Annotated in this window: 20 protein-coding genes, 1 pseudogene and 1 riboswitch; of the genes and pseudogenes, 13 read left to right on the top strand and 8 right to left on the bottom strand. The window is 71.6% G+C overall.

Annotation, left to right across the window (positions count from 1 at the left end):
* Positions 1–5 precede the first annotated feature (5 nt).
* On the bottom strand, positions 6–1,049 hold the full coding sequence (locus AB0A90_RS27355; RefSeq protein ID WP_357253556.1) for a hypothetical protein: 1,044 nt from the start codon (positions 1,047–1,049) through the stop codon (positions 6–8).
* A gap of 103 nt (positions 1,050–1,152) precedes the next feature.
* On the opposite strand from AB0A90_RS27355, the gene AB0A90_RS27350 reads away from it, so the two are divergent.
* From AB0A90_RS27350 to AB0A90_RS27340, 3 genes are read left to right on the top strand one after another with little or no spacing between them, the layout of a single operon-like run.
* The gene (locus tag AB0A90_RS27350) at positions 1,153–1,758 is read left to right on the top strand and encodes a methyltransferase (RefSeq protein WP_357253554.1); all 606 of its coding nucleotides are present in this window, start codon (positions 1,153–1,155) and stop codon (positions 1,756–1,758) included.
* Positions 1,759–1,798: 40 nt separating this feature from the next.
* On the top strand, positions 1,799–3,478 hold the full coding sequence (locus AB0A90_RS27345; protein WP_357253552.1) for an ATP-binding cassette domain-containing protein: 1,680 nt from the start codon (positions 1,799–1,801) through the stop codon (positions 3,476–3,478).
* A gap of 54 nt (positions 3,479–3,532) precedes the next feature.
* Positions 3,533–4,477, top strand: coding sequence for an aldo/keto reductase (locus AB0A90_RS27340; protein WP_357253705.1), 945 nt, complete (start codon positions 3,533–3,535; stop codon positions 4,475–4,477).
* 74 nt (positions 4,478–4,551) lie between these two features.
* On the opposite strand, the gene AB0A90_RS27335 is transcribed toward AB0A90_RS27340, so the two are convergent.
* Positions 4,552–5,097: a hypothetical protein gene (locus AB0A90_RS27335; protein ID WP_357253550.1), complete on the bottom strand. Its 546-nt coding sequence runs from the start codon at positions 5,095–5,097 to the stop codon at positions 4,552–4,554.
* A gap of 66 nt (positions 5,098–5,163) precedes the next feature.
* Positions 5,164–11,007: a ThuA domain-containing protein gene (locus tag AB0A90_RS27330; protein WP_357253548.1), complete on the bottom strand. Its 5,844-nt coding sequence runs from the start codon at positions 11,005–11,007 to the stop codon at positions 5,164–5,166.
* Positions 11,008–11,318: 311 nt separating this feature from the next.
* A riboswitch (TPP riboswitch) is annotated at positions 11,319–11,428 on the top strand.
* On the opposite strand from AB0A90_RS27330, the gene thiE reads away from it, so the two are divergent.
* The 7 genes and pseudogenes from thiE to thiC all read left to right on the top strand — a co-directional run bounded on the left by thiE (position 11,423) and on the right by thiC (position 17,578).
* On the top strand, positions 11,423–12,049 hold the full coding sequence (thiE, locus tag AB0A90_RS27325) for a thiamine phosphate synthase (protein ID WP_357253546.1): 627 nt from the start codon (positions 11,423–11,425) through the stop codon (positions 12,047–12,049). Its footprint overlaps the riboswitch before it by 6 nt.
* Positions 12,046–13,203: a glycine oxidase ThiO gene (thiO, locus tag AB0A90_RS27320; protein ID WP_357253704.1), complete on the top strand. Its 1,158-nt coding sequence runs from the start codon at positions 12,046–12,048 to the stop codon at positions 13,201–13,203. The genes thiE and thiO overlap by 4 nt, the downstream gene beginning before the upstream one ends.
* Positions 13,194–13,394, top strand: coding sequence for a sulfur carrier protein ThiS (gene thiS, locus AB0A90_RS27315; protein WP_357253544.1), 201 nt, complete (start codon positions 13,194–13,196; stop codon positions 13,392–13,394). Before thiO ends, thiS begins: the two co-directional genes overlap by 10 nt.
* Complete coding sequence (locus AB0A90_RS27310; protein ID WP_357253542.1) at positions 13,391–14,170, top strand: thiazole synthase; 780 nt, start codon at positions 13,391–13,393, stop codon at positions 14,168–14,170. The genes thiS and AB0A90_RS27310 overlap by 4 nt, the downstream gene beginning before the upstream one ends.
* 143 nt (positions 14,171–14,313) lie before the next feature.
* Positions 14,314–14,865: pseudogene (locus AB0A90_RS27305) on the top strand (thiamine phosphate synthase); the annotation flags it as partial.
* A 317-nt stretch (positions 14,866–15,182) separates the two neighbouring features.
* A complete protein-coding gene (thiD, locus tag AB0A90_RS27300; protein ID WP_357253540.1) occupies positions 15,183–15,968 on the top strand; it encodes a bifunctional hydroxymethylpyrimidine kinase/phosphomethylpyrimidine kinase in 786 nt (261 codons plus the stop codon).
* 17 nt (positions 15,969–15,985) lie between these two features.
* Entirely contained in the window at positions 15,986–17,578 is a 1,593-nt protein-coding gene (thiC, locus tag AB0A90_RS27295) for a phosphomethylpyrimidine synthase ThiC (RefSeq protein ID WP_357253538.1), read from the top strand.
* 181 nt (positions 17,579–17,759) lie between these two features.
* Here the strand turns inward: thiC and AB0A90_RS27290 are convergent, their stop codons facing one another.
* The 4 genes from AB0A90_RS27290 to AB0A90_RS27275 all read right to left on the bottom strand — a co-directional run bounded on the left by AB0A90_RS27290 (position 17,760) and on the right by AB0A90_RS27275 (position 23,124).
* Complete coding sequence (locus AB0A90_RS27290; RefSeq protein ID WP_357253536.1) at positions 17,760–21,002, bottom strand: hypothetical protein; 3,243 nt, start codon at positions 21,000–21,002, stop codon at positions 17,760–17,762.
* 78 nt (positions 21,003–21,080) lie between these two features.
* Positions 21,081–21,389: a cupin gene (locus AB0A90_RS27285; RefSeq protein ID WP_007465195.1), complete on the bottom strand. Its 309-nt coding sequence runs from the start codon at positions 21,387–21,389 to the stop codon at positions 21,081–21,083.
* Positions 21,386–22,336, bottom strand: coding sequence for an LLM class F420-dependent oxidoreductase (locus AB0A90_RS27280; protein WP_357253702.1), 951 nt, complete (start codon positions 22,334–22,336; stop codon positions 21,386–21,388). The genes AB0A90_RS27285 and AB0A90_RS27280 overlap by 4 nt, the downstream gene beginning before the upstream one ends.
* 2 nt (positions 22,337–22,338) lie before the next feature.
* A complete protein-coding gene (locus AB0A90_RS27275; RefSeq protein ID WP_357253534.1) occupies positions 22,339–23,124 on the bottom strand; it encodes an ABC transporter ATP-binding protein in 786 nt (261 codons plus the stop codon).
* Between the two features lie 271 nt (positions 23,125–23,395).
* Between AB0A90_RS27275 and AB0A90_RS27270 the strand changes: the two genes are divergently transcribed.
* Together AB0A90_RS27270 and AB0A90_RS27265 are read left to right on the top strand one after the other, a co-directional pair.
* On the top strand, positions 23,396–24,424 hold the full coding sequence (locus AB0A90_RS27270; RefSeq protein ID WP_357253532.1) for an ABC transporter substrate-binding protein: 1,029 nt from the start codon (positions 23,396–23,398) through the stop codon (positions 24,422–24,424).
* Between the two features lie 151 nt (positions 24,425–24,575).
* Complete coding sequence (locus AB0A90_RS27265) at positions 24,576–25,388, top strand: ABC transporter permease (RefSeq protein WP_357253701.1); 813 nt, start codon at positions 24,576–24,578, stop codon at positions 25,386–25,388.
* A gap of 140 nt (positions 25,389–25,528) precedes the next feature.
* On the opposite strand, the gene AB0A90_RS27260 is transcribed toward AB0A90_RS27265, so the two are convergent.
* The gene (locus AB0A90_RS27260) at positions 25,529–26,659 is read right to left on the bottom strand and encodes an ABC transporter substrate-binding protein (protein ID WP_357253699.1); all 1,131 of its coding nucleotides are present in this window, start codon (positions 26,657–26,659) and stop codon (positions 25,529–25,531) included.
* On the opposite strand from AB0A90_RS27260, the gene AB0A90_RS27255 reads away from it, so the two are divergent.
* On the top strand, positions 26,610–26,756 hold the full coding sequence (locus tag AB0A90_RS27255) for a hypothetical protein (protein ID WP_357253710.1): 147 nt from the start codon (positions 26,610–26,612) through the stop codon (positions 26,754–26,756). The two genes, AB0A90_RS27260 and AB0A90_RS27255, sit on opposite strands and share 50 nt — an antisense overlap.
* Positions 26,757–26,827 lie beyond the last annotated feature (71 nt).

Below are 26,827 nucleotides of genomic sequence, written 5' to 3'. Positions count from 1 at the left end.
GGGCCTCACTCCCCGGGCAGCTCGCCGTCGGCGCTGCCGGCGGTGGATTCCGGTGTCGGCTGGGCGGCGGTGCCACCGTCGGCCCGCTGTTGCAGGACGCCCCGGCTGAGGTGCAGCTCGATCATGTCGAACAGGATCTCGCGGACCGTGGTGTCGCCCGCCTTGATCGCTGCACCGTCCGCGCGGACGACAAGCGCGTACGCCAGGTAGTGGCCGCGTACCTGCCAGCCGACCCGGGCGGGGGCGCTGGTCAGCACGTCGGTGCCGTCGCCGTCGCCGGCGGTGAGGCCACGGAACCGGCCCTTCCGCTCGTCGAGGAGAGGGCGGATCCGGTCCCGGGCCCGTTCCGCGCTGACCTTGTCGGTGAGGTTGAAGAGCCCGGCGGTGACCAGGTGGTCGCCGTCGGGCGTCCGCAGTGTGGCCCGGACGACCTGGTTGCAGCCGAGGAGGGCCAGCAGGTCGGCGACCTCACCGGTGGCGGCGACGGCGCAGCTTCCGCTGGACTGCGTCTTGAGCACCTGGTAACTCGGCTGGCCGTCGGTGAGTGTCAGCTCCTTGCCGGGGAAGAGTTCCTTGGCGGTGAGCGGGGCCTGGTCGGATTCCCGGGAGTCGAGTGCCGGTCGTTCCGGTCCGGCGGTTGCCGGGACGTAGTTCGGCTGATTCGTCGGGTTGGCCGCCGGTTCCCCGTCGCGCTCGTCGAGCAGCGCGGCGGCGCCGAGGCCGCAGAGTGCGAGCAGCACCAGGACGGCCGCACCGCCGATCAGCACCTGCCACAGCCGGCCATTCCCGCGCCCGGCTCCGGGCTGCGCGGCGGTGGCGGAGGTGTAGACCTGGCTGCGGGGCTCCTCGGGCGCGACGTGGGCACGGGTCGGCGCCGGCTGCGTCGACGGCAGTGCGAGCTGGTTCGCGCGGGGGAGCGACGGAGTGGGGAAGCGGGACGGAGAGGGCCCGGCCGGCGGGGGCGGACCGGCGCCGAACACCGACAGGTCGGACCCGGGCTCCGGGTACTCCTCGAAAGCGTCCTCATCGGACTCGTACCGATACACCATGTCGCCCAGAGTAGGAGCGATTGTCCCTTTAGGGGGTAATATCGGGTAAATGTGTGCGTGGGTCGCGTCATGGCCGGCCCGGACCGGTGCGAGAATTGCCGGCGTGACCGGCGACCACTACTTCAGCGCTCAGCCCGCCAGCGACGCTCCGCCGCGCGAGGTCGAGTTCTCCGTCGCCGACCGCGACTACCGGCTCGCCTCGGCCGGCGGCGTCTTCTCCGCCAGCCGCCTCGACCCGGGCACCGCCGTACTCCTGCGCAAGGCCGAACTGCCCGCGGCCGACACCGCCGGCGACCTGCTCGACCTCGGCTGCGGTTTCGGCCCGATCGCGTGCGTGCTGGCCGACCTGGCACCGGCGAGCACGGTCTGGGCTGTCGACGTCAACGCCCGCGCCCGCGAGCTGACCGCCGCCAACGCGGCCCGGATCGGAGCCGCCGACCGGGTCCGGGTCCACGCCCCGGACGACGTGCCGGCGGACACCCGGTTCGCCCAGATCTGGTCCAACCCACCCATTCGGATCGGCAAGGACGAGCTGCACGAGCTGCTGCTGCGTTGGCTGCCCCGACTCGCACCGGACGGCGTCGGCTGGCTGGTCGTCGCCCGTCACCTCGGTGGCGACTCGCTGCAACGCTGGCTCACCGAGCAGAGCTGGCAGGTCGAGCGGTACGCCAGCCAGAAGGGCTTCCGGGTGCTGCGGCTCACCCGGTAATTGGATGTCCCTGCCGCCCTCGCTGGGGCAGGATCCCGGCGTGGGATACGTGGATGTGGCAGCGGTCGGGCACGTTCTGCCCGACGGTCGGGAACTCTTCGCCGACGTGTCGTTCCGGGTGGGTGAGGGCAGCAAGGTCGCCCTGGTCGGGCCGAACGGCGCGGGGAAGACGACCCTGTTGCGGATGGTCGCCGGTGACCTGCCGGTGCGCAGCGGCGCCGTCGCGCGGGCCGGTGGCCTGGGCGTGATGCGGCAGTTCATCGGCATGATCGGCGACGAGTCGACGCTCGCCGACCTGGCATTGTCCCTGGCCCCGCCGTCGTTGCGCGACGCCGGCCGCCGACTCGCCGAGACCGAGGCGGCCATGCGGGCGGCCGAGGCCCACGGCAAGTTCAGCAACGCCGCGGGCAAGGCCCAGTTGGCGTACGCCGGCGCGCTCGGCGCCTGGGGCGAGGCCGGCGGGTACGACGCCGAGGTGCTCTTCGACACCGTCGCGACGATCGTGCTCGGCCAGCCCTGGGACGCCGTCCGGGACCGACCGGTGCGCACCCTCTCCGGGGGCCAGCAGAAGCGGTTCGCGTTGGAGCTGCTGCTGCGCGGCCCGGACGAGGTCCTGCTGCTCGACGAACCGGACAACTTCCTCGACGTACCCGGCAAACGCTGGCTGGAGGCGCGACTGCGCGAGTCGACGAAGTCGGTGCTCTACGTCTCGCACGACCGCGAGCTGCTGGCTCAGAGCGCCGATCGGGTGGTGGCCGTCGAGGGTGGCAGCGCCTGGGTGCACCCGAGCGGCTTCGCGAGCTGGTACGAGGCTCGGGTGGCTCGACACGCCCGCCTCGACGAGCTGCGTCGACGCTGGGACGAGGAGCACCAGAAGCTGCGCGAGCTGATGCTGATGTACAAGCAGAAGGCCGCGTACAACGACGGGTTGGCTTCGCGCTACCAGGCCGCGCAGACCCGGCTGCGCAAGTTCGAGGAGGCCGGGCCGCCGCCCGTACCCCCGAAGGACCAGGACATCCGGATGCGGCTGAGCGGCGGGCGGACCGGCAAGCGCGCGGTCGTCTGCGAGCAGCTGGAGCTCGACGGCCTGACCTTCCCCTTCGACCTGGAGATCTGGTACGGCGACCGGCTGGCGGTGCTCGGTGCCAACGGCACCGGCAAGTCGCACTTCCTGCGGCTGCTGGCCCGGGGCGGCACCGACCCCGACCCGGCCAACGGGCCGGTCGACGGGGCGGGCGCGCTCGCGCCGGTGGCACACGACGGTACGGCCCGCCTGGGCGCCCGGGTCCGCCCCGGGCACTTCTCCCAGACCCACGACCGACCGGAGCTGATGTCGAAGACGCTCGTCGAGATCCTCTGGCGGGGCGACGAGCACCGCACCGGGATGGATCGGCAGGCGGCGATGGGGGTGCTCAGCCGCTACGAGTTGGCCGCCCAGGGCGACCAGCGCTTCGGCACGCTCTCCGGTGGTCAACAGGCCCGGTTCCTGGTGCTGCTGCTGGAACTGTCCGGAGCGACGCTGCTGCTGCTCGACGAGCCCACCGACAACCTCGACCTGGCCAGCGCGGAGGCCCTCGAAGCAGGCCTGAACGCGTTCGAGGGGACGGTGATCGCGGTCACCCACGACCGCTGGTTCACCCGCTCCTTCGACAGGTTCGTGCTGTTCCGAGGCGACAGCGAGGTGGTGGAGACCCCGGAGCCGGTCTGGGACGTGGGCTGAGCGGTCCGTGGGTCCGCCGCGGCCGACCGGCATAGGGTGGATCACGTGACTGACATGACCTATCGCCGGCTGGGCGACTCCGGGCTCGTGGTGTCCGTGGTCGGCATCGGCTGCAACAACTTCGGCCGCAAGCTCGACCTCGACGGCACCCGCGCGGTGGTGGACGCCGCCCTGGACGCCGGGATCACCCTGTTCGACACCGCCGACATCTACGGTGAGCCGCAGGGCAGTTCCGAGGAGTTGCTCGGGCAGGCGCTCAAGGGCCGCCGGGACGACGTGGTGGTGGCCACCAAGTTCGGCATGGACATGAACGGCCTGAACGGGCCGGACTTCGGCGCCCGGGGTGCCCGGCGCTACATCGCCCGTGCCGTCGAGGCGTCGCTGCGCCGGCTCGGCACCGACCACATCGACCTCTACCAGATGCACGAGCCCGACCCGGGCACCCCGATCGACGAGACCCTCGCCGCCCTGGACGACCTGGTCCGCGACGGCAAGGTGCGCTACCTGGGCAACTCCAACTTCGCCGGCTGGCAGATCGCCGACGCGGACTGGGTGGCCTCGTCCAACGGCCGGTCCCGCTTCATCAGCGCGCAGAACCACTACAGCCTGCTGGAGCGCTCGGTCGAGACCGAGATCATCCCGGCCTGTGAGCGGTTCGGCCTCGGCATGCTGCCGTTCTTCCCGCTCGCCAACGGGCTGCTCACCGGCAAGTACAAGCGCTCGGGTCAGCCGCCGGCCGGCAGCCGGCTCTCCGGCGGAGGCCGGTACGCGGAGCGGCTCGCCGCGGCCGACTGGGACACCATCGAGGCGATCGAGGCGTACGCGGCCGAGCGGGGTGTGAGCATGCTCCAGGTGGCGATCGGTGGGCTGGCCGCCCAGCCGGCGGTGACCTCGGTGATCGCCGGTGCCACCACGCCGGAGCAGGTACGCGCCAACGCCGCCGCCGGCACCTGGGAGCCCAGCGACGAGGACCTGGCGGCACTGCGCGCCATCCTCTGAGCCTCCTCCTGATCAGACGCAACCGGGCCGGGCCGCTCGTCGCGGCCCGGCCCGGTTGGTGAAACGCCTGTCGGTCAGTCGCTCGGCGTGTCGGTGCGGCGGCGGCCGAACAGCATGGCCACCCCCATCGCGCCGGCGACGAGGACCAGGCCGGCCGCCGCGTACAGCCACCAGCCGGCACCCGCCCCGCCGCCGCCGTCAGTCGGCTCGTTGACCGCCACCGGCTTGGGCGCCGGCGGAGACTGCGCGGCACGGGCCTGCACCGTCGCGGTGGCCTTGGCCGGCAGGGGAGCCGGCGAGTTCACCGTCACCTTCCACGTGCCGGCGCTGAGCACCTTTCCGCTGCTGTAGAAGCCCTGCCCCTCGGGCTGCGGCTCCAACTGCACCGGGCCGACCTTCTGCCCGTCCGGGCCGGTGGCGGTGAGCACCAACCGCACCACCCGGTCCAGCCGTCGGCCATCGGCGTAGGTGGCCTGGATGGTGACTCCCTCGGCCCCGTCGCCGGCCACCGTCAGCTTGAGTGTGTCGGCCCGGGCGGCCGCCGGGGCAGCGGACAACAGGGTCAGGGCCAGCCCGGCGAACACGGCGGCCAGCACCTTGCGGATAACCGTCACGGACATCTCCTCGACTACGAATGAGGGAGGCCCCTCCCCGACGCCGAAGCGTCGGGGAGGGGCCTCGTCGGATCAGAGCTGGCGACCGGGTGCCAACCGGGTGGCATCGCCACCGAGCCGCCCGGTGCCCTTGACCGGTTCGCCGTCGTTCGCCTTGACGCCGGCCTTGCTGGCCGCGCCGCCGAGACGAACGATCATCGCGTCGGTGTCCCGCACCAGGACATCCCTGACCTCCGCCTCAGCCACCAGGGTGGCGTCGGCGGCGAGCGTGCGGAACGCGGTCAACTGCTTGATCGCCTTGTTGTCGTTGCCGGCAGCCTCGGCCTGACGGGCCGCGTCGAGCTTCGCCGTCAACTGCTTGTGCGCCTTGGCCGAGAGCCGACCCGTCGCCTTGAACCGGTCCAGCAGGTTCTGCATGTCCCGGAACGAGGTGGTGACGAAGAAACGGACCGCCGAGGTGGTCTCGTTGCCCGCCTTGTCGGTCGCGGTCACCGTCAGCTCGTGCAGGCCGAGCGGCAGCTCGTACATGGCCTGCAGGGTGCCGCTGGTGTACGCCTGACCGTCCAACGTGCCGACCACCGCGGCGATGCCCGAGGTCGGGTCGACAGCCTGCCAGGACACCCGTACGTCCTGGCTGTCTCCGTAGAGCTGGCCGTCGGCGATCCCGGACACCAGCAGCGTCGGCTTGGTGCCGTCGATGCGCACCACCGCCGACTTGAGCGTCTCGACGTTGCCGGCCTTGTCGGTCGAACGGAACAGCAGCTCGTGCTGCCCGTCACCGGTCACCTCGACCGGCGTCGTGTACGGCGTCCACGCGCCACCGTCCAGCGACCACTCCACCGTCTTCACGCCGGAACCGGCGTCGGTCGAGGTCAGCACGACGGGGATCGTCCCGTCGTGCCAGCCGGCGTCGTTCGCCGGAGCGAACGTCGCCGAGGTCACCGGCGCGGTGGCGTCGATCTTGGCGGAGACCGTCTTCGTCTCCTCCACGTTGCCGGCCTTGTCGGTCGAGCGGAACCGAAGCTCGTGCTCGCCGTCGCCGGTGATGGCCACCGGTGCGGTGTACGCCGTCCAGGTGGTGGCCCCGTCCAGCTGGTACTCGGTGGTGGCGAGACCGCTACCGCCGGCCTCGTCGGCACCGGTGAGCGTGACCGTCACCGGCCCGGTGTACCACCCGTCGGTCGGGGTGCCGGAAACCGCAGCCGTCGTGACCGGAGCGGTCTCGTCGGCCACCTTCGTGCTGAGCCGGAAGTAGTCGAACGAGGCGGTCTTCGACGCCGTCTGGTTGGCGCCGAGGGTGAACAGACCGACCTTCGGGGTGGCCCCCACCGCGCTGTTGGTCAGTGCCTCCAACGCGGTCCAGGTCGTCCCGTCCGCCGAGTACGACGCGGTGAACGTGTTGCCCGTGCGGGCCAGCCGCAGGTGCCACACGGCCGAGGTGAGGCTTGTCGCCTCCGGCTGCGGGGTCTGCACCACCCCGGCGATCTCGCTGCGGAACTCGATCCGCCGCGTCACCGCCTGGCCGGCCTGGTTGTCCGCGATGAAGTCGAACTTGACGTAGTTGTCGTCGTCCGCCTGCACGAGCAGACCGGCCTGCTGGTACTGCTCGTTCAGCAGGCTGCCGTCGACCTTCGTCTCCAGGGTCCAGTCGCCGGTCGGCGCGGTCTGGAGGATGAAGTTCTTCGGCCCGGTGTTGTCGGTGCCGTAGATGTCACCGTTGGGCACGTCGATCCGCAGCGCGCCTCCGGAGACCCGGTAACCAGCGGGGTCTTCCCGCGTGACGGCGTCCCACCGGCACTTGTCCAGCGAGCTGCCGGTGAACTCGTCCGACGGCTCGACCGGGCCGGCCGGAGCGTCCGGCGTGACCACGAACGAGTCGAAGGCCGCGTCCACAACAGGTGCCTCGGTGCCACCGTTGAGGGCGAAGACCCCGATCCGCGGGTTGGTGATGCCGGCGAGCGCGGCCGAACGGCCAACCGGGGTGAAGGTCTGCCCGTCGCCCGAGGCGGACGCGGTCAGGTTCGTCCCGTCGCTGGTGATCCGCAGGTACACGGTGTCACCCGCCGGTGCGTTGGTGGCGTCGGCGGCCTCGTTGCGCGGCGTGGCGGCCGTCTCCCGGATGAACTCCACCCGGCGGCTGCCGTTGTACAGCAGGTCCACCTTGGCGTAGTTGTCGTCGTCGCCGTACACCAGCAGGCCGGCCTGCTGGTAGTTGGCCGTGACCGGCAGGGTGACCTTGGTGGTCATCTCCCAGGCGCCGGTCGGAGCCGCCTGGAGCACCAGGTTGGTGGCGTCGTTGCGAGCCCCGTAGAGGTCACCCACCCCGGTGGGCAGCCGCAGCGCGCCCCCACTGAGCGAGTAGAGCTGGTTCTCCCGAACCACGCTGGTCCAGCGGGCCTTGTCGAGGCTGTTGCCGTTGAAGTCGTCCGAACGCGCCCCGAAGCAGGACGTGTCCGGAGCGTCCACCCGCACCGGCACCGTGGCGTACGCCTTGGCGCCCTTGCTGTCGGTCACCGTGAGGGTGGCCGTGAAGGTGCCCGGGTTGGTGTAGGTGTGGCTGGCGTCCAGGGTGGTCGCCGAGCCGCCGTCACCGAAGTCCCAGGCGTACGTCAACGGGGTGTTGCCCTCGGCGTCGGTGGCCGTGCCGTCGAAGGCGACGGTGACCGGCGCGGTGCCGGTGGCCGGGGTGGCCGTGGCACTGACCGCAGGCGGCGCGTTCTCGGTGACACCGCGGCCGACGAAGTCCATCCAGTTGACGTTGAACAGCGAACCCGTTCCGCCGTTCGGGTCGCGGGCCACGAAGTACAGCGAACCGCTCGCGGCACCGGTGACCGGCGCGCTCACGTCCGTGTACGTCTGCCACGCTCCGGTCGACGGCACGACGGCCGTGGCGACCACCGGTCCGTCAACCGCACCGGCGCGGACCTCGATCCGACCGCCAGCGGCGGCCGAGGCGGCCCGGAACCGGATCTCGGTGATGTTGGTCAGGTCCGCCGGAGCGACCGACCACCAGTCACCGTCCTCGATGAACGCGATGCTCTGGCCGCCACCCGCGGTGTCGGCCCCGGCCTCCCGCTGCACGCCGGCGTCTCCGCCGCCGGTGCTCACCGGCGTCCGCCCGGTGGCGGTGAAGTACTCGGCCTGCTTCTGCTTGGGCTGCAGGATCTCGATCTGCCGACCGGTGAGCGCACCGGCGCCGCCGGCACCACCTTCGTCGGTGTAGGTGGCCTCGAAGACCGCGAAGACGTTCGCCTCGGCGCCGTGCCCGGAGGCGAGCGACGTCTGGACGGTGCCGGTGCAGCCGGTGTGCTGCTCCAGCGGGTGGGCGTGCTCGTCGTGACCGAGCAGCACCTGGAGGTTCACCTTGGCGCAGTCGATCTGCCCGTCCTCGGGGTCGGTCACCTTGATCGTGTACTTGACCTGGTCACCCCAGTTGAAGAAACCACCGTCCGGCGGGAACTCGATGGTGACCGTCGGTGCGGTGTTGCCCACGGTGACCGGCACGTTGGCCACCGCGGTACGGCCCTTCGGGTTGGTCACGGTGAGCTGGGCGGTGTAGTTGCCCGCCGTCGCGTAGGTGTGCGTCGGGTTCGCCTCGGTGGAGGTCTGCCCGTCGCCGAAGGCCCAGGCGTAGGTGAGCGCCCCACCGTCCGGGTCCCGGGAGCCGGCGCTGGAGAACGTGACGGTCAACGGCGCCGGACCCGAGGTGGGGTTGGCGGACGCCGCCGCGATCGGCGCGCGGTCACCGGCGGTGTAGTCGATCCGGTAGATGCCGGAGTTGTCGTTGTTGCCGCCGAAGCCGCTGCCCCACTCGATCAGGTACAACGCGCCGTCCGGGCCGAACTCGAAGTCCATCGGCCGGATCATGCTCATGCCGGTCAGCAACTGGTTGATGTCCACCAAGGACTTGCCGTCGGCGGTCACCTGCATCGTGTACATCTTGTTCTGGTTCCACTCGCCGAGCAGCGCCTTGCCGTCGTAGTAGGCCGGCCACTTGCGGGTGGAGTTGAGGTTGGGGTCGTACCGGTAGGCCGGGCCGCCCATCGGCGCGCCACCGCCACCGATCTCCGGGTACCGCGCGTCACCGGCGTAGCCGTAGTCGACGGTGGCCGGGACGACCGGTGGGAGGTTGGTCAGGCCGGTGTTGTTCGGCGAGTTGTTCACCGGCGCCGCGCAGTCGAACTTGTCGCCGCTCGGACCGGACGGGAACGTGTAGTCGTTGTAGGCCTCGTTCGTCCCCGTGCAGTACGGCCAGCCGTAGTTGCCGGGGGTGACGATGTTCCACTCGACCAGACCGCGGGGGCCACGGGTCGGGTTGTTCGCGTTGGCGTCCGGTCCGTAGTCACCGACGTAGAGCGTGTCGGTCTTCGGGTCGGTGCCGATCCGGAACGGGTTGCGGAAGCCCATCGCGTAGATCTCGGGACGGGTCTTCTCGGTGCCCGGTGCGAAGAGGTTGCCCGTCGGAACGGTGTACGTCCCGTCGTCCTCCGGGTGGATCCGGATCACCTTGCCGCGCAGGTCGTTGGTGTTCGCCGACGTGCGCTGCGAGTCGTAGTCCTGGCGGCCCGGTCGCTCGTCGAGCGGCGAGTACGCGTTCGACTCGAACGGGTTGGTGTTGTCACCGGTGGCCAGGTAGAGGTTGCCGGCGCTGTCGAAGGTCATGCTGCCGCCCGCGTGGCAGCAGGTGTTGCGCTGCGTGTCGACCCGCAGCACCTGCTTCTCGCTCGCCAGGTCGATGGTGTCGCCGGTCACCGTGAACCGGGACAGCAGGTTGCGGGTGACGTTGTCGTTCGGGGCGTAGTAGAGGTACACCCACTTGTTGGTGGCGAAGTCCGGGTCGAGCCGGATGCCGATCAGGCCGTCCTCGTTGCCGGTGAAGACGTCCAGGTCGACGGCGGTGACGGTGTTGCCGGTGTCCGGCTTGATGATCTGCACCCGGCCGTCGCGCTCGATGTAGAAGACCCGCCCGTCGGGGGCGATGTCCAGCTCCATCGGGTTGCTGGTGTTGCTGTCCAGGGCGATCTTCTCGAAGTTCGAGGTCTTCGTGGCGCCGCAGTCGGCGTCCTCGACACCGGCCGCGGTGCGGATGCCGCCGAGCAGGTGGGACAGGAACTCGGGCTCGGCGAACGACTCCCGGGTGTGTCCGCCACCGGTGTACCAGGAGCGACCGCCGTCGAAGTCCTGACACCAGGAGGTCGGGTGGTCGGCGCCCATCGCGCCCGCGCCCGGGGTGTAGCTCTTCTCGTCCAGGCTGGCCAGCACGTGCACGTCCGGCCGCGGGTTGGTCTGGAAGTTGTACCACTCGTCGAACCGGGACCAGCGGTCCGGCAGTTCGGCCGTGGACGGGTGGGCGTGGTCCTCCACCTTGACCGTGGCCTGCTGGTTCTGCGGGTGGTTGGCGAAGTACGCGCCGACCAGGTCGCCGTACCAGGCCCAGCTGTACTCGGTGTCCGAGGCGGCGTGGATGCCGACGTAACCGCCGCCGGCCTTCATGTAGCGCTCGAACGCCGCCTGCTGCTCGGCGTTGAGGACGTCACCGGTGGTGGAGAGCCAGATCACGGCCTTGTACTTCGCGAGGTTGGCGTCGCTGAACGCGGCACCGTCCTCGGAGGCGTCCACGGTGAAGCCGTTGGTGGCGCCGAGCTGTTGGATGGCGGCGACACCGGTGGGGATGGAGTCGTGCCGGAAGCCGGCGGTCTTGGAGAAGACCAGGACCGAGAAGGGATCGTCGGCGGCCTTCTGGGGCGCCTTGGGCGCCACCTGGGTGACCGGGGTTCCGGCCGCTGCCTCCCGTGGGGGGACCTGTGCGGCGGCCGGCGCGGCCTGCGCGGGCGTGCCGAACAGGCTCGTCGAGGCGAGAGCAAGGGAGATGAGGGTTGCGGTGATTGGTACGCGGGCACGACGAGAACGGGACACGCCGCCTCCTGTGTCGTAGTGACGGAGATCGCGGGAGTCGGCACGCCGAAGGCCGTCCCTGATGGAGCCGGTGGTCACACCGTGCCAAGGTGCCCCCACCGACATTTTGTCGAATCGCTAAACAAATTAATTCGACTGGCTCGATGTCCGGCAAGATGCCGGCGGGTAACGGTTCTGCAACGGCAGGCGACATTCCGAACAGGACCGCATGAACCGCCACACAGATCTAGCTCGATTCGGTGCGTTCCGGCCCACCGGCCGCCGCCGAACCTCGCCTTGGCAGACCGACGGATCTGTCGTACGGTGACACGCAAGTAACCCACGGGAGCCCGGTGTACCGGGCTGAGAGGGGGGCTGACAGCCCCCGACCGTCGAACCTGATCCGGATAATGCCGGCGCAGGGAGGAGAGTTGCCGTGCCGTCCCTGGGGCGACTGCATCTGATCACCGACACCCGACCCGGTCGGGACCCGCTCACCGTGGTCCGGGCCGCCCTCACGGTGGCCCGCGCCGACCTGGTCGTGCAGGTCCGGGTCGAGGACTCCGCCACCGACCGCGAGGCGTACGAGTTGGCCCGGCGGGTGCTGGCGCTCTGCCTGTCGTACGAGGCGATTTGCCTGGTCAACGACCGGCTGCACGTGGCGCTGGCGGTGGGCGCGGCCGGCGGACACATCGGAGCGGACGACCTCCCGGTGGCCGCCGCCCGTCGGGTGCTCGGCCCCACCGGTGTGCTGGGAGCCACTGCCCGCGCGCCGGAGACGGCAACCGAGGCCGTCGCGGCGGGCGCCACCTACCTGGGTGTCGGCCCGTGCCACCCCACCAGCACCAAGTCCGGCCTGCCGGACCCGATCGGGCCGGCCGGGGTCCGCGCCGTGGCCGACGCCGTCGACGTGCCGGTCATCGCGATCGGTGGCGTGACCGCCGCGCGGGTGCCGGAGCTGCGGGCCGCCGGGGCGTACGGGGTGGCCGTGGTCGGTGCGGTGTCCGCCGCCGCCGACCCGGCGCGGGCGACCGCCACGCTGATCGAGGCCCTGACGTGCTGACCGGCCGGTTCCCGTCGGCGCCGTCGATCGACCGGACCCGGCCGGATGTGGCGGTGGTTGGGGCGGGGCCGATCGGGCTGGCGATCGCCTGGCGCTGCGCCGCCCGTGGGCTACGGGTGGTGGTGCACGATCCGGCACCCGGCTCGGGGGCGTCGGCGGTGGCCGCCGGCATGCTCGCGCCGGTCGCCGAGGCGTACTTCGGTGAGCGGCAACTGACCGAGCTGCTGCTGGCGTCCGCCGCCCGCTGGCCCACCTTCACCGAGGAGTTGGCCGAGGCGACAGGCGCCGACATCGGCTACCGCACCGAGGGCACCCTGCTGGTCGGGTTGACCGGCGACGACCTGGCCGAGGCGCGCCGGCTGTGGGCGTACCAGCAGGGGTTGGGCCTGCCGGTGACCCCACTGCGCCCCAGCGAGCTGCGCGACCGCGAACCGGCGCTCGCCCCCCGGGTGCGCGGCGGCGCGCTCGCGCCCACCGACCACCAGGTCGACCCCCGGCTGCTGGTGCCGGCGCTGCGCACGGCCGCGCAGCGGGCCGGCGCGGCGCTGGTGCCGCACGGAGTTCGACACCTGTCCGACGTGGACGCGGGCGTCACGGTTGTCGCCGCCGGCTGCGGGTCCGCCGCACTCACCGGCCTGCCCGTGCGGCAGGTGAAGGGCCAGATCCTCCGGCTCCGCGCGCCCGGCGGCGTCGCGCCGGGCTTCCGGCACGTGATCCGGGGGTACGCCGACGGCGAGCACGTCTACCTGGTGCCCCGCGCCGACGGTGAGGTCGTGCTCGGCGCGACGGTCGAGGAACGGTCGGACACCACGGTCACCGCCGGCGCCGTGCAGCGGCTGCTCCGCGCCGGGGTGGACCTGCTGCCCGAACTGGCCGAGTACGACCTGGTCGAGGCGGTCGCCGGGCTGCGCCCAGGTACCCCGGACAACGCGCCGATCCTCGGGCCCCTGCCCGGCCGGCCGGACGTGCTGGCCGCCACCGGTCACCACCGGCACGGCATCGTGCTCACCCCGATCACCGCCGACCTGATCGCGGACCTGGCGCTCACCGGCGTACCCGATCCGCTGCTCGCGCCCTTCCGGCCGGACCGGTTCGCCGGCGCGGCGGCGGACGGCGGACCCGAACCGACGATGAAGGGGGACCTGTGGAGTTGACGGTGAACGGGGCCGGACGAAGCGTCCCGGCTGAGATGTCCGTGGCTGACCTGGTCGGTGTCGTCGCCCCGCAACCCCGGGGGGTGGCCGTCGCGGTGAACGGCGAGGTGGTGCCCCGGGCAGGCTGGGCGACCACGGCGCTGCGCGACGGCGACCGCGTCGAGGTGCTCACCGCGGCGCAGGGCGGGTGACGGGCGTGTCGTTCGAGCTGGGTGGGGAGACGTTCACCTCACGGCTGATCCTCGGCACCGGTGGTGCCGCCAACCTGCACGTGCTGGAGCAGGCCATCCGGGCGTCCGGCACCGAGCTGGTCACCCTGGCCCTGCGCCGGGTGGACACTGCCCCGGGCACCGCTGGCGGGCTGCTGGACCTGCTGGACCGCTGCGGGGTACGGCTGCTGCCCAACACCGCCGGCTGTTATACGGCGACCGAGGCGGTGAAGGTGGCCCGGCTGGCCCGGGACGCGTTCGACACCGACTGGGTGAAGCTGGAGGTGATCGGCGACGAGCGGACGCTGCTGCCCGACGGGATCGAGTTGCTCCGCGCCGCCGAGGAACTGGTCGCCGACGGCTTCACCGTGCTGCCGTACACGAGCGACGACCCGGTGCTCGCCCGCCGTCTCGCCGACGTGGGCTGTGCCGCGGTGATGCCGGCCGGCTCGCCGATCGGCTCGGGGCTGGGCATCGGCAACCCGCACCACATCCGGCTCATCCGCCAGGGTGTCGACGTGCCGGTGATCCTCGACGCCGGCATCGGCACCGCCTCCGACGCGGCCCTGGCCATGGAGTTGGGCTGCGACGGGGTGCTGCTGGCCAGCGCGGTGACCCGGGCCGCGGACCCGGTGGCGATGGCCACCGCGATGCGGTACGCGGTCGAGGCGGGCCGGCTCGCGGCCGGCGCCGGCCGGATCGAGCGCCGCTTCCACGCGCTCGCCTCCACCCCCGACGAGGGAAGACCCGACCTGTGACCGGCCCGCCGCCACCCGTAGGCCCACTACCGCCGGGAGGCCCGCTGCCGCCGGGAGGCGCGCTGCCGCCCGCAGGCGCGCTGCCGCCGGGAGATCTTGGAAGCAAAGTGCCCCTGGAGGGGCCGATTCCTTCCAAGATCTCGTTGGGGACCGTGCCGTCGGGGGTTGTCGTTCTGACCGATCGTCGGCTGGTTGCTCGCGGTGGGATTGAGCGGGTTGTTGCGGGTGCGGTGGCCGGGGGAGTGCGCTGGGTGGTGCTGCGCGAGATGGACCTGCCCCGCGTCGAGCGCGCCGCCCTCGCCGCCGGCCTGCGCGCGATCCTGGCCGACGTCGGCGGGACCCTCGTCGTGGCCGGCCCCGACCCGCTCGGCGGCGACGCCGTCCACCTGCCCGCCGCCGGCCCGTACCCGCCGCCGACCCACCGCCTGGTCGGCCGCTCCTGCCACGACGAAACCGAGCTGAACCGCCTGACCACCGAAAAATACGCCACCGTCTCCCCGATCTGGCCCACCAGAACAAAACCGGGCTACGGCCCACCCCTGGCCACCGAAGGGCTGCGCAAGCTGATCAGGATCAGTCCCGTGCCGCTGCTGGCCCTGGGCGGCATCGACACCCCAGAACAGGTAACCGCCTGCGTCCAGGCAGGAGCCGCAGGGGTGGCGGTACTAGGCGCAATCATGCGAGCAAAAGACCCCGCCACAACAGCCACCGCCCTGACCAGCGCCTATGTCGAGGCGGTCACCCCAAAGCTGACCCAAACCCGGCACGGGGTCACCCAGGTCTCCACGTCAGGGCTGTGGCCGACCGTGCCCACGCAGGGATCAAGCCTGACCGCCCGGAGTGGGCACGGTCGGCCACAGCCCCCAACCGCAACCAGCAACGGTCCGCCGCAGCCCCCAACCGCAACCAGCAACGGTCCGCCGCAGCCCCCAACCGCAACCAGCAACGGTCCGCCGCAGCCCGCAACCGCAACCAAGAACGGCCAGCCCCCAACCGCAACCAAGGAGGAGAAGTGACCCCAACCACCATCCTCACCATCGCCGGCTCAGACTCCGGCGGCGGCGCGGGCATCCAGGCCGACCTCAAGGTCTTCGCGGCGCTGGGGGCGTACGGCACGAGCGTCCTCACCGCGGTCACCGCGCAGAACACCCGTGGTGTCGACGCCGTGCTGCCGCTGCCGCCGCGCACGGTCGTCGAGCAGCTGGAGAGCGTACTCACGGATTTCACCGTGCGCGCGGTCAAGACGGGGATGCTCGGCACCCCGGCGGTCGCCGACGCGGTGGCCGAGGCTGCCCGGGACGGTCGGCTGCCTCAGCTCGTCGTCGATCCGGTGCTGGTCGCCACCAGTGGACACCGGCTCGGTGTGGTGGGTGCGGTGGAGCGGCTGCTGCCGTACGCGAGGGTGGCGACGCCGAACTGCGCGGAGGCCGCGGCCATCACCGGACGCCCGGTGGACGACGTGGCCGGGATGGTCGTGGCCGCCGAGGCTCTGGTGGCCGGCGGCCCGGAGTACGTCGTGGTCACCGGCGGTGACCTGGACGGCGGCGAGGCGGTCGACGTGCTGCACGGCGGCGGGGTGACGACGCTGCTGCGCGCCCCCCGGGTGGACACCCGGCACACGCACGGCACCGGGTGTTCGTTCTCGGCGGCGATCGCCGTGCGGCTCGCGCTGGGCGATCCGGTGCCGGCGGCGGTAGAGGCCGCGAAAAAGTACGTGCTCCGTGCGCTGACCGGCGCACGGGGTTGGGAGCTGGGCGCGGGGCGTGGACCGCTGGACCACTTCGGCTGGTCCGCTTGATCACCAGGGAGGCTGTCATGCAGGCACGAGGCAAGGTGTACGTCGAGGGTTCACGGCCGGATGTCCGGGTGCCGTTCGCGGAGGTGGGGCTGACCGGGGATCTTCCGCCGGTGCGGCTCTACGACACGTCCGGTCCCGGGTCGGACCCGGAGGTGGGGTTGCCCGCGTTGCGCGGCCCGTGGATCGCCGAGCGGGGTGACGTGGCCCCGGTCCGGGGCGCGGGCACGCCGCTCGCCGGCGCGGACGGTCGCCGTCCCACCCAGCTCGCGTACGCGCGGGCCGGGGTGGTGACGCCGGAGATGGAGTTCGTGGCGATCCGGGAGAACGTCGACCCGGAGCTGGTCCGGGCCGAGATCGCCGCCGGCCGGGCGGTGCTGCCGCTCAACGTGAACCACCCGGAGTGCGAGCCGGCGATCATCGGCAAGGCGTTCCTGGTCAAGGTGAACGCCAACATCGGCACCTCGGCGGTCAGCTCGTCGGTCGCCGAGGAGGTGGAGAAGCTCACCTGGGCCACCCGCTGGGGCGCGGACACCGTGATGGACCTGTCCACCGGGAAGCGGATCCACGAGACCCGCGAGGCGATCGTGCGGAACTCGCCGGTGCCGATCGGGACGGTGCCGATCTACCAGGCGTTGGAGAAGGTCGGCGGCGACCCGGTGAAGTTGAGCTGGGAGGTGTTCCGGGAGACCGTGATCGAGCAGGCCGAGCAGGGCGTGGACTACATGACGGTGCACGCCGGGGTGCTGCTGCCGTACGTGCCGCTGGCCGTGGACCGGGTCACCGGGATCGTCTCCCGGGGCGGCTCGATCATGGCGGCGTGGTGCCTGGCGCACCACGAGGAGAACTTCCTCTACACCAACTTCGCGGAGCTGTCCGCGCTGCTCGCGCGCTACGACGTGACGTTCTCGCTCGGCGACGGGCTGCGTCCCGGTTCGATCGCGGACGCCAACGACGAGGCGCAGTTCGCCGAGCTGCGCACGCTCGGCGAGCTGACCAAGATCGCCTGGGAGCACGACGTGCAGGTGATGATCGAGGGACCCGGTCACGTGCCCATGCACAAGATCAAGGAGAACGTGGACCTTCAGCAGGAGTGGTGCCACGAGGCGCCCTTCTACACGCTCGGCCCGCTGACCACCGACATCGCGCCCGCGTACGACCACATCACCTCGGCGATCGGCGCCGCGATGATCGGCATGTTCGGCACCGCGATGCTCTGCTACGTCACGCCGAAGGAGCACCTCGGCCTGCCGGACCGGGACGACGTGAAGGCGGGCGTGATCGCGTACAAGATCGCGGCCCACGCGGCAGACCTGGCCAAGGGGCACCCCGGCGCGCAGGACTGGGACGACGCGTTGTCGAAGGCCCGGTTCGAGTTCCGCTGGGAGGACCAGTTCAACCTCTCGTTGGACCCGGAGACGGCGCGTTCGTACCACGACGCGACGCTGCCGGCCGAGCCGGCGAAGACGGCACACTTCTGCTCGATGTGCGGCCCGAAGTTCTGCTCCATGAAGATCACGCAAGAGCTCAAGGAGTACGCGGCACGCGGCATGCAGGGCAAGTCGGAGGAGTTCCTCTCCGGCGGAGGCAAGGTCTACCTGCCGCTGGCCTGACCTGCGCCGGGCCGAGCGCGGCGAACCCGCCGTCCCCGAGGTGATCCACTCGGGTTCACTGGTATTGCGGTATCCGGGCGGCTAGGACAGCCCGAGACCAATGAACCCGAGTGGATCAGGCGCAACCGATCGGGGTTCCGGCCCCCCGGCCGGCGGCCGGGTCGCGGTGCCGGCCGGTGGGTCAGTCGCGGTGGTGCCGGCCGGTGGAGCGCAGCGAGCGTCGGCCGCTCTCCTGCTCGGGCTCGTTGTCCGACACCGGCTTGCCCAAACCGGCGACCCAGTCGACGAACTCCTCGTCCTGGGTCGGCAGGGCCTCCGTCGCGTCCGATGCCTCGGCGCCCTTCTCGTCGCTGCGGGACCTGTTGCGGCGGAACAGACCGCCGAGCCGTCCGCGCCGGGAAGGTTGCTCGGCCACCTTCGCGTCGGTGCTCGCCGGGTCGTCGGTGCTCACCGGATCGCTGGTGTCGGCGATGCTCGCCCGGTCGCCGGTGGTGGCCGGGCCGCTGGTGCTTACCCGGTCGCCGGTGGGCGCGCCAGCCCAGCCCGGTACGACCGGAGATTCCGCCGGGACCGGATGTCTGGTCGGAGCGGCCAACTCGCTGGCCACGGTCGTCGCCGGCCGGGCCGTCGAGCTGTCCGACGACCCCGTCGGGGCGGCGCGGCGGGTGGTGTCGAACGCGTTCCAGGTGCCGGCCTGGCTCAGATCCGGCAGCGGTACCCGGTGCCGGGGCTTCGGCGCCGGCCCGGTCGGCTCGTCCGGCCCGGTCGGCGGCTCCGCTGCGGTGGCGCCCGACTCGGACGCCTGTGGTGGCACCGCTGCCGTGGCTCCCGACTCGGACGTCTGTGGTGGCACGGTCCAGGCCGGGGTGACCGACCAGGACGACGACGCCGGCGTCCAGAGGACCGTGTCCGGGCCGCTGGCGACGGGACCGTCTTCGGCGGGCCGCGCGCTGGTGGTCTCGCCCGCCCCGGCGGCGGCCGACCCTCCGGCCGGTTCGGCCGCTCGCGCCGTGGGACCGGTGCCGACGACGTCCGGGGTACGCGGCGGATCGACCGCCTCTGCCCTGGTGCCGGCCGGGGTAGCCGGTGCCCCGGCCGGACCGCTGGTGGTCGGGATGGGGGCGAACGCCGGACCGGTGGTGGTCGGGACGGGGGTCTTCGTCGGACCGGTGGTGGTCGGGACCGGTGTGGCGGTCGGACCGGTGGTGGTCGGGACGGGTGTTCTCATCGGACCAGTGGCGGTCCGGGTCACGGGGGTTCTCGTCCGACCGGTTCTGGTCGCCGGGGCCGCTGCTTCCGTGGAGGTCGCGGCGGTCGGGGTGGCCTCGGCGGTCGGGGTAGACGTGGTGTCCCGGCCCTCTCTGTCCGGCACGGCAGTGCCGGCACCCGGCTCGTCGGAGGTCGTCGACCCCGGCGTGCTGTCGGCGGGCTTGGTGGTGGCGTCGAGCGGGCCGGCCTTCGGCTTGCGGGCACGACGCGGCTTGACCGTCAACGGTGCGTCGGCCGTGCCAGGCTCGACTCCGCCCGTGCCGGTGGTTGCCGTGGTGGCCGCGCCCGTGTCGGTGGTCCCGGCGCTGCCCCTGGTCGCGTCGGTGGTTGCGGTGCTGGCCTTGTTCGCGTCGGCAGCGGTCGCGCTGGCAGCGCTCGTGCTGGGCGTGCCCGTGCTGGCGGTGCCGGCGCTGGGCGTGCTCGTGCTGGGCGTCGCCGTGCTGGGCGTGGCCGTGTTGGGCGCGCTCGTGCTGGGCGTGGCCGTGCCGGGCGTGGCCGTGCTGGCGTTGCCGAGGGTGGGCGTGCTCGCACCGGCCGTTCCGATGCTGGCGGTGCCGGCGCTCGGCGCGCTCGCCCCGGCCGTTCCGGTGCCGGCGCTCGGCGCGCTCGCCCCGGCCGTTCCGGTGCCGGCGCTCGGCGCGCTCGTGCTGGGCGTGGCCATGCTGGCGGTGCCGGCGCTGGGCGTACCCGTGCTGGCGGTGCCGTCCGTGCTGGTTCGGGCCGTGCTGGTCGGGGCGGAGGTGGTGGTGTCCCTGCGGGTGCTGCGTCCACCGCTCGTGCCCGTCGCGGTGGGGGCGGTCGGCGCGTCGGCTGCGGGACCATCTGTCGGGGTCGCGCGCCCGGCCGTGGTGCTGGTCGGGCTGCTGGCGGCGGGGGAGATCGGTGCGGACATCGCGGCGGTCTCCGCCGGAGAGGTGACGTCGTCCCGGCTCGCCGTGGGCGTCGGCCTCCCGGCGGTGAACTCACCTGTCGGATCGGTCAGCCAGGTCGCCGAGGTCGCCGGAGCGGCAGGCGTCGCACCGTGCTGGCCGCTCGCGGTGGTCGTCGGCCAGTCCCAGTGGGCCGGCACGGTGCGGACGCCGTCGGAGCCGTCTGCGGCACGCGGACCTGGGGTGGTGTCGGCCACCTTTCCGCCTACCAGTACCCCGCCGGCTGGCGACCCGCCGGCCGAGGGCGCGTCGGTCCGCTCGGCGGCGTCCGGGTCGTGCTCCCGACTCGGCGACGCGGCGTTGGGCAGGGCCGGGCCGGTGGGGAGCGGGCGCAGGATGGCGCTGGGTTCGATCGCCTGCGAATCCGGGGTGCGAGCGCGTGTCGGCCAGCGCAGCAGCGCGGCGGCGGCTGCGCCGAGCGCGCCGGCGAGGATCGCGATCAGCGAGCCGTAGTAGGGATTCACCTGGTAGCGGTCGACGGAGTCGCCGGGGCCGGCGGTCAGGTAGGCGAACGCCACCAGCACCGGACCGGCCACCCCGGTCGCCCCGCTGATCAGGGGCTCCTGCCCCCGCCAGCGAGCCAGCCCGGCGGTCGCGGCCCCGGCCAGCAGCGCCACGATGGGCAGCAGGAGCAGCGCCAGCCGCTGGGCGGCAGAGTCGCTCAGCCAGCTTGGCTCGAGCACACCGAGCCGGACGGTCGGCAGCGGGCCGGCCGTGCCGAGCGACGGCAGGACGGAGATCAGTGCCAGCAGCCAGACCACGCCGGCCACCGCCGTCATGTTCCAGCCCAGCTCGGGCCGGAGCAGCACCGCGATCGCGGCGCCCGCCCCGATCACCGCGCCCAGTACGGCGCAGATGCCCACCGCCCAGACCGGGTCGACGGAGATCAACTCCGCGGCGCGGGCGGGCTGCATGCAGAGCGGGGCGATGACGGTGGCGCCGAGCGCCGCCGCGCCGCCGATCGCCAACTGTCGGCCGGTGCTGGCCGCGGGTGCATCGCTGCGCGCGAGGCGTCCGGTCAGGACAGCACCGACGACGGCGGCGTTCGCGGCGAACCAGCCCACCCAGACGAGCTGGGCGGGCCACTGGTTGACGGTCGTACCGGTGAAGGCGCCGGTCAGCCGGACGATGCCGAAACCGTACGCGACGCCGAGCTGGCCGGCCCCGGCCAGCACGCTCACCCCGAGCGCCGTGAGCAGCAGTCTGCCCCAGGTCCGAAAGGCCATGTCCGGCACGTTACGCACCCCGTACACCCGACCGCCACCGGCGCGCCGCGCGGCGCGTCGGCTCGCCGCTCGGCGGGTCTACTTGAGTTCGACCAGTCGGGCCAGGTAAGTCGTGTCTCCGACATTGGTGAGCATGTGTACGGCTCCGGGGTCGCGGTAGACGACTCCACCGGTGGGCTCGTCGGCGTCGATGCGCGTGCCGTCGATGGTCTGCACGACGTTCTTCGCGCCCTCGATCGCCACCACCAGGTACGGGTGGTCATGCCTGTGCAGCGGTTGGCGCTCACCCGGCTCGAGCCGGATGTGCCAGACCCGGACCCGGTCGTTCTCGTACACGATCTCCTGGCCCACCGGCCCGAGTTCGGTTCCGTCGATCACGTCGGTCATCGTTCTCCGTCCAGTTGGGGGAGCACCTCGGCGGCGATCAGCTCAAGGTGGTCGAGGTCTGCGAAGTCGATCAGGCGCAGGTGGACGCGGGTGGCGCCGATCGCGGCGAACTCGCCGATCCGCTGCGCGAGTTGCGCGGGGGAGCCGACCACCGGGTCCTCCGGCGGCAGCGCGCTCTTCTCGTGCAGAGGCGCGGCCCGACGCTGGGCCTCGGCGTCGGTGCGGCCGATGGCCACGACGAGCCCGGCGGAGAGCACCAGCGGCGGACGACCGGACTCCGTCCGACCGGTGCGCTCGCACGCCTCACGTACCCGGTCGAACGCGGTGGCGGTGTCCGCCACGGACTTGAACGGCATGTTGAACTCGTCGGCGTACCGGGCGGCCAGCTCGGGGGTGCGCTTCGGGCCGCGTCCGCCCACGATGATCGGCGGTCCGGGCGCCTGCACCGGCTTGGGTAGGGCCGGCGCGTCCACCAGGCGGTAGTGGTCGCCGCTGAAGCTGTAGGTCTCCCCGGCCGGGGTCTGCCACAGCCCGGTGATCACCTCAAGTTGCTCGGCCAGCCGGTCGAAGCGCTCGCCGACCGGCGGGAACGGGATGCCGTACGAGGTGTGCTCGCGTTCGTACCAGCCGGCGCCGATGCCCAGGTCGACCCGGCCGCCGCTCATCTGGTCGACCTGCGCGACCATCACCGCGAGCGGGCCGGGCAGGCGGAAGGTGGCCGACGTCACCAGGGTGCCGAGCCGGATCCGCTCGGTCTCCCGGGCCAGCGCGGCGAGGGTCAGCCAGGCGTCCGTCGGGCCGGGCAGTCCCGGGTCGGCGCCCATCGACTGGTAGTGGTCGGCGCGGAGGAAGCCCTCGTACCCGCAGGCCTCGACCAGTCGGGCGAACCGGAGCTGCGTGTCGTAGCTGGCGCCACGGTTCGGCTCGGTGAAGACCGACACCCGCATGGTCATCGTCCTTCCGCGCCGGCCGTGGCCGGCTGGTCGCGTTCCATCAGCAGCTCGTGCAGGTCGGCGCTGACGCGTGCGACATCGGCCAGGTGGGCGTTGCGGCCCAGGGTGCGCGGCCGGGGGATGGTGACGTCCACCACCTTGCGGATCCGGCCGGGGCGGGGGCTCAGCACGACCACCCGGTCGGCGAGCAGCACCGCCTCGTCGATCGAGTGGGTGACGAAGACGATCGTCGGCTTGTTCTCCATGTGGACCCGCTGGAGTTCGCCGGAGAGTTCCTCGCGGGTGAGCGCGTCCAGCGCGGAGAACGGCTCGTCCATCAGCATCACCCGGGGCTCGCCGATCAACGAGCGGCACAGCGACACCCGCTGCTGCATGCCGCCGGAGAGTTCGTGCGGCAGCCGCTTCTCGAACCCGGCCAGCCCGGCCACGTCGAGCAGTTGCCGGGCGCGCTCGCGGTGCTTGGCGCGGCTCCAGCCGAAGATCTCCACCGGCAGCATGACGTTGTCCAGCACGGTGCGCCAGGGCAGCAGCGCCGGCTTCTGGAACAGCATGGCGATGTCCTGGCGGGGACGGGAGATCGGCGTGCCGGCCACGGTGATCTCACCGGCGGTCAGCGGGAGCAGCCCGGCGATCAGGCGCAGCAGTGTGGACTTACCGCAGCCGGAGCGGCCGAGCACGGCGACGAACTCACCCTCGGCGACGTCGAGGTCGATGCCACGCAGCGCTTCGACCCGGCCTGATCGGCCTTCGAAGGTACGGGACACCCCCGCCAGTTGGATCATCTCCGGCGTACCTCCGCTGAGTGGACGGTCAGGAATCCGGCAAAGGCTAGCTGGCCTGCCCTCGTATCGCACTGTCCGGGGTGGTCATGAGGTTGTTTCCGTTCCGCAACCCGATACGCCTGGCGTCGCAACTGTGGCTTTCTCGTACGCTGTGCCCGCGAAGAGTCCCCCCACGACGGCGGCGCCCGGCTTCCACCCCTCCCGCCGGCCCGTCATGACAACCCCCTCCGGCGGCCTGTCGGCCCCGGCTGGAAAGGACATGGTGCTACTGATGAGAAGGCTGACCCGTACGGTCGCGACGGCCGCGCTGGCCACTGCCCTCGCTCTCGTTTCCGCCTGCAGCAGCGGGTCGGACTCGTCTGACGCCAAGGGCGGCAAGGGTGGGGAGCTGGAGAAGGTGATCTACCTCACCTCCTTCGGCAACTTCGGCCGTGACTCCTACGCCTGGGTGGCGAAGGAGAAGGGCTTCTTCAAGGACGCCGGCTTCGACGTCGAGATCAAGCCTGGTCAGGGCACCGGTGGCGTGATCCAGACCATCGTCGGTGGCCAGGCCCAGTTCGGCCCGGTCGACCTCACCGGCAGTCTGCTCCAGGTCGGCAACGGCCAGGCGAAGGACTTCACCGTGGTGGCCGCGATCCAGCAGCGCACCATGGCCGGCATCGCCTCGGTCGAGGGCAAGAGCATCGCCACGCCGAAGGACCTGGAGGGCAAGAAGCTCGCCGACACGCCCGGGTCCGTGGTCCGCAACCTCTTCCCGACGTACGCCCGGCTCGCCGGTGTGGATGCGAGCAAGGTGACCTGGGTCAACGGTGAGGCGCAGGCCCTGATCGGCACGCTCGCCTCCGGCGCGGTGGACGGCATCGGCCAGTTCGTCGTCGGCCAGCCGACCATCGAGGTGGTGGCCAAGAAGAAGGCAGTCATGCTGCCGTACAGCAACGTGATGCAGGACCTCTACGGCAACGTGCTGATCACCTCCTCCAAGATCGCCAAGGAGAAGCCCGAGATGGTGAAGAAGTTCACCGCGGCGCTGCTCAAGGGCCTGGATTACAGCCTGGCCAACTCCAAGGAGGCCGGCGAGATCCTGAAGAAGAACGTCGACGCCGCCAACCCGGTCGCCGCCGCCGCCGAGCTGGAACTGATGGCCGCGTACGTCCGCTCCGGCAACACCGGTACCGCGATCGGCACCCTGGACAGCGGTCGGGTCGCCAAGAGCATCGCCATCCTGCAGGGCGCGGGCGCGCTCAAGCAGAACATCACCCCCGAGCAGATCATCGACTTCAGCCTCGCGCCGAAGGCCTGATCGTCCGGTCGTCACCAGGGGGTGCGTCCCGCCGGTCTCCGGTGGGGCGTACCCCCGTCGCTCGTCGGCCCCCGGGGGGCCGTGGGACTTCGAGGAGGACAAGATGACCGACGTCCGGTCGGTGGACCCGGCGGTGGCGACATCCCCACCCATGGGTGTCGGACCCGAGGCGGGGCGGGCGGGTCGAGGTGCCGGTCTCCGCGCCGGGGCCGGGGCGGCGCTGCTGCCCGCGGCCGGCCTCCTGGTCGCCCTGGCGGCGTGGTGGCTGATCGCCCGGCTGGAACTGGTCCATCCGGCGGCGCTGCCACCGCCTGGCGATGTGCTCACCGCGTTCGTCGACAAGCCCGCCCAGATGCTGGAGCACACCTGGGACACCCTGCTGGAGATCCTGATCGGCTTCGCGCTCTCGGCGGCGGCCGGCATCCTGATCGGACTATCCCTGGCCAGTTCCGGCACGGTGGAGCGGATGTTCACTCCGCTGCTGGTCGCGGTGAACGCGGTGCCGAAGATCACGTTGGGCCCGTTGCTGGTGGTGGCGCTCGGTTGGGGTCAGAAGCCGATCCTGACCATGGTGTTCCTGCTCTGCTTCTTTCCGATCGTGCTCTCGACCGCGACCGGGCTGACCACCACGCCCGCTGATCTGGCCGAACTGGTGCGTTCCTGGAACGCCTCCCGCTGGCAGGCGTTCCGCAAGGTGCGCTTCCCGGCCGCGCTGCCGCAGATCTTCGTGGGGCTCAAGGTGGCCATGCCGCTGGCCGCGATCGGCGCGGTGATCGGTGAGTTCCAGGCCGGCGAGAGTGGCCTCGGCTACGTCATCACGCAGTACGCCGGCGTCGGCGACACCGCCACCGCGTGGGCGGCGATCATGTTGGTGGCGTTGGTGAGCATTCTGCTCTACTCGGCGCTTCTGTTGATCGAACGGTTCGCGCTGCCCTGGGTGCGCGAAACCACGAGCAGCCGCTGACCCAGGCGACAAGATCAAGATTGGCAATGCGCAGGGCCGGCCTCCCGTCGGGGAGGCCGGCCCTTTTTGGTGGTCGACTCGGTTAGAGCGAGATTGATGACGCCGAGTTGATCATGCGTCAACCGGTGGCCCGGCGGTCGTCACCCGGCCAGGCGCCAACGGCCGTTACGAGCGACGAGCGTGGTGAGCGCCTGCGGCATCAGCCCGCTGTGGTTGTCCGGCGTCATTCGGATCGGGCCCGACAGGCCGTCCATCTGGGACGTTTCGAGCACGTTCCGAATGCCGTCACGGTCCACCTTCCCGATGTCACCACCGGCCCGAAGTTCCGCGTCGGCGATCAACTGGACGGCGTCCGCCGCAAAGGACGAGGACCCGTTGTAGCCACCGAAGCGCGCGGTGTAGTCCTGGAACCACTGCCGCCGCGCCGCCTTGGCCGGTGTGGTCGCGATGACGTCGTCGATCACCATCGTCTGGGTGTAGATCAGCGTGGCCCGTTCGGTCGCCCTGGCCGCCGCCCCGAGGAAGAGGTCGCCAGCCGCACCCGCGTCGAAGTAGAGCGACCCGCGGAAGGCGGTCTGCGAAGCGCTGGTGGCAGCCAGTGTCGCCTGCTCCGGCGGGGTCCAGAAGATCAGCGCGTCGGGCTTGCCCGAGGCGAGCTCTCGGATCTGCTGGCTGACGTCCGTGTCGGTGGTCTTGACCCGCTGTTCACGGAACGTGATGTTGGCCTTGTCCAACTCGCTCTTGAGCGCGGTCGCGCCCTCCTGGCCGTAGGCGTTGTCGCTGACGAGCACGCCCACCTTGCGCATGTTGTTGCGACGCAGTTCGGTGGTCAGTGCGGCCGCGCTGTCCGGGGCGTTGGGGCCGAGCTTGAACATGTAACGCCGTTCCGCGACCGGGCTGGTTATGGCGCCGGAAGCGGCGAGCGCAATGGTGGGAATCCTCTTCTCGTTGATGGTTCCGACCGCACCGACGGCGCATTCGTTGCAGCCACCCATGATGATGGCGCTGACCTTGGAATCGCTGCTGGCGTCGACGATGTTGCGAAGTGACTCGGCCGAGTCGGAACGGTTGTCCATCACTCGCAGTACGATCTTCCGGTTGTTCAGTGCTCCGGAAGAGTTCAACTGGTCCCTCTTGAGTTCCAGTGCGCGCTTGTACGCCTGCCCGACGGGGGCGGCGGCGCCGGAGAGTTCGAGGTCGGCGGCGATCACGATCGGACTCGTGTCCTGCTCCGCCCCGCCGAACTGGCAGCCGGTGAGCGTGGTGGCCACTACGGCCGATGCGAGCGCCGCGATGGTCGCGGAGCGGATGGGGCTCAACTCAGTCCTCCAGGTGCGGGCGCGGGCGCTGCCCGGTCACCGCCGCTAATCCGTCCTCAGTGGAAGACGGGATCTCCTCTGCCGTACGGTGTGCGCGAAGCCTGCAAAACCTTGCCAATG

The organism is Micromonospora sp. NPDC049204, from assembly GCF_040647935.1.
Classification (GTDB): Bacteria; Actinomycetota; Actinomycetes; order Mycobacteriales; family Micromonosporaceae; genus Micromonospora.
The sequence above is the reverse complement of the archived record's forward strand: the minus strand, read 5'-3'. Positions and strand labels throughout refer to the sequence as shown.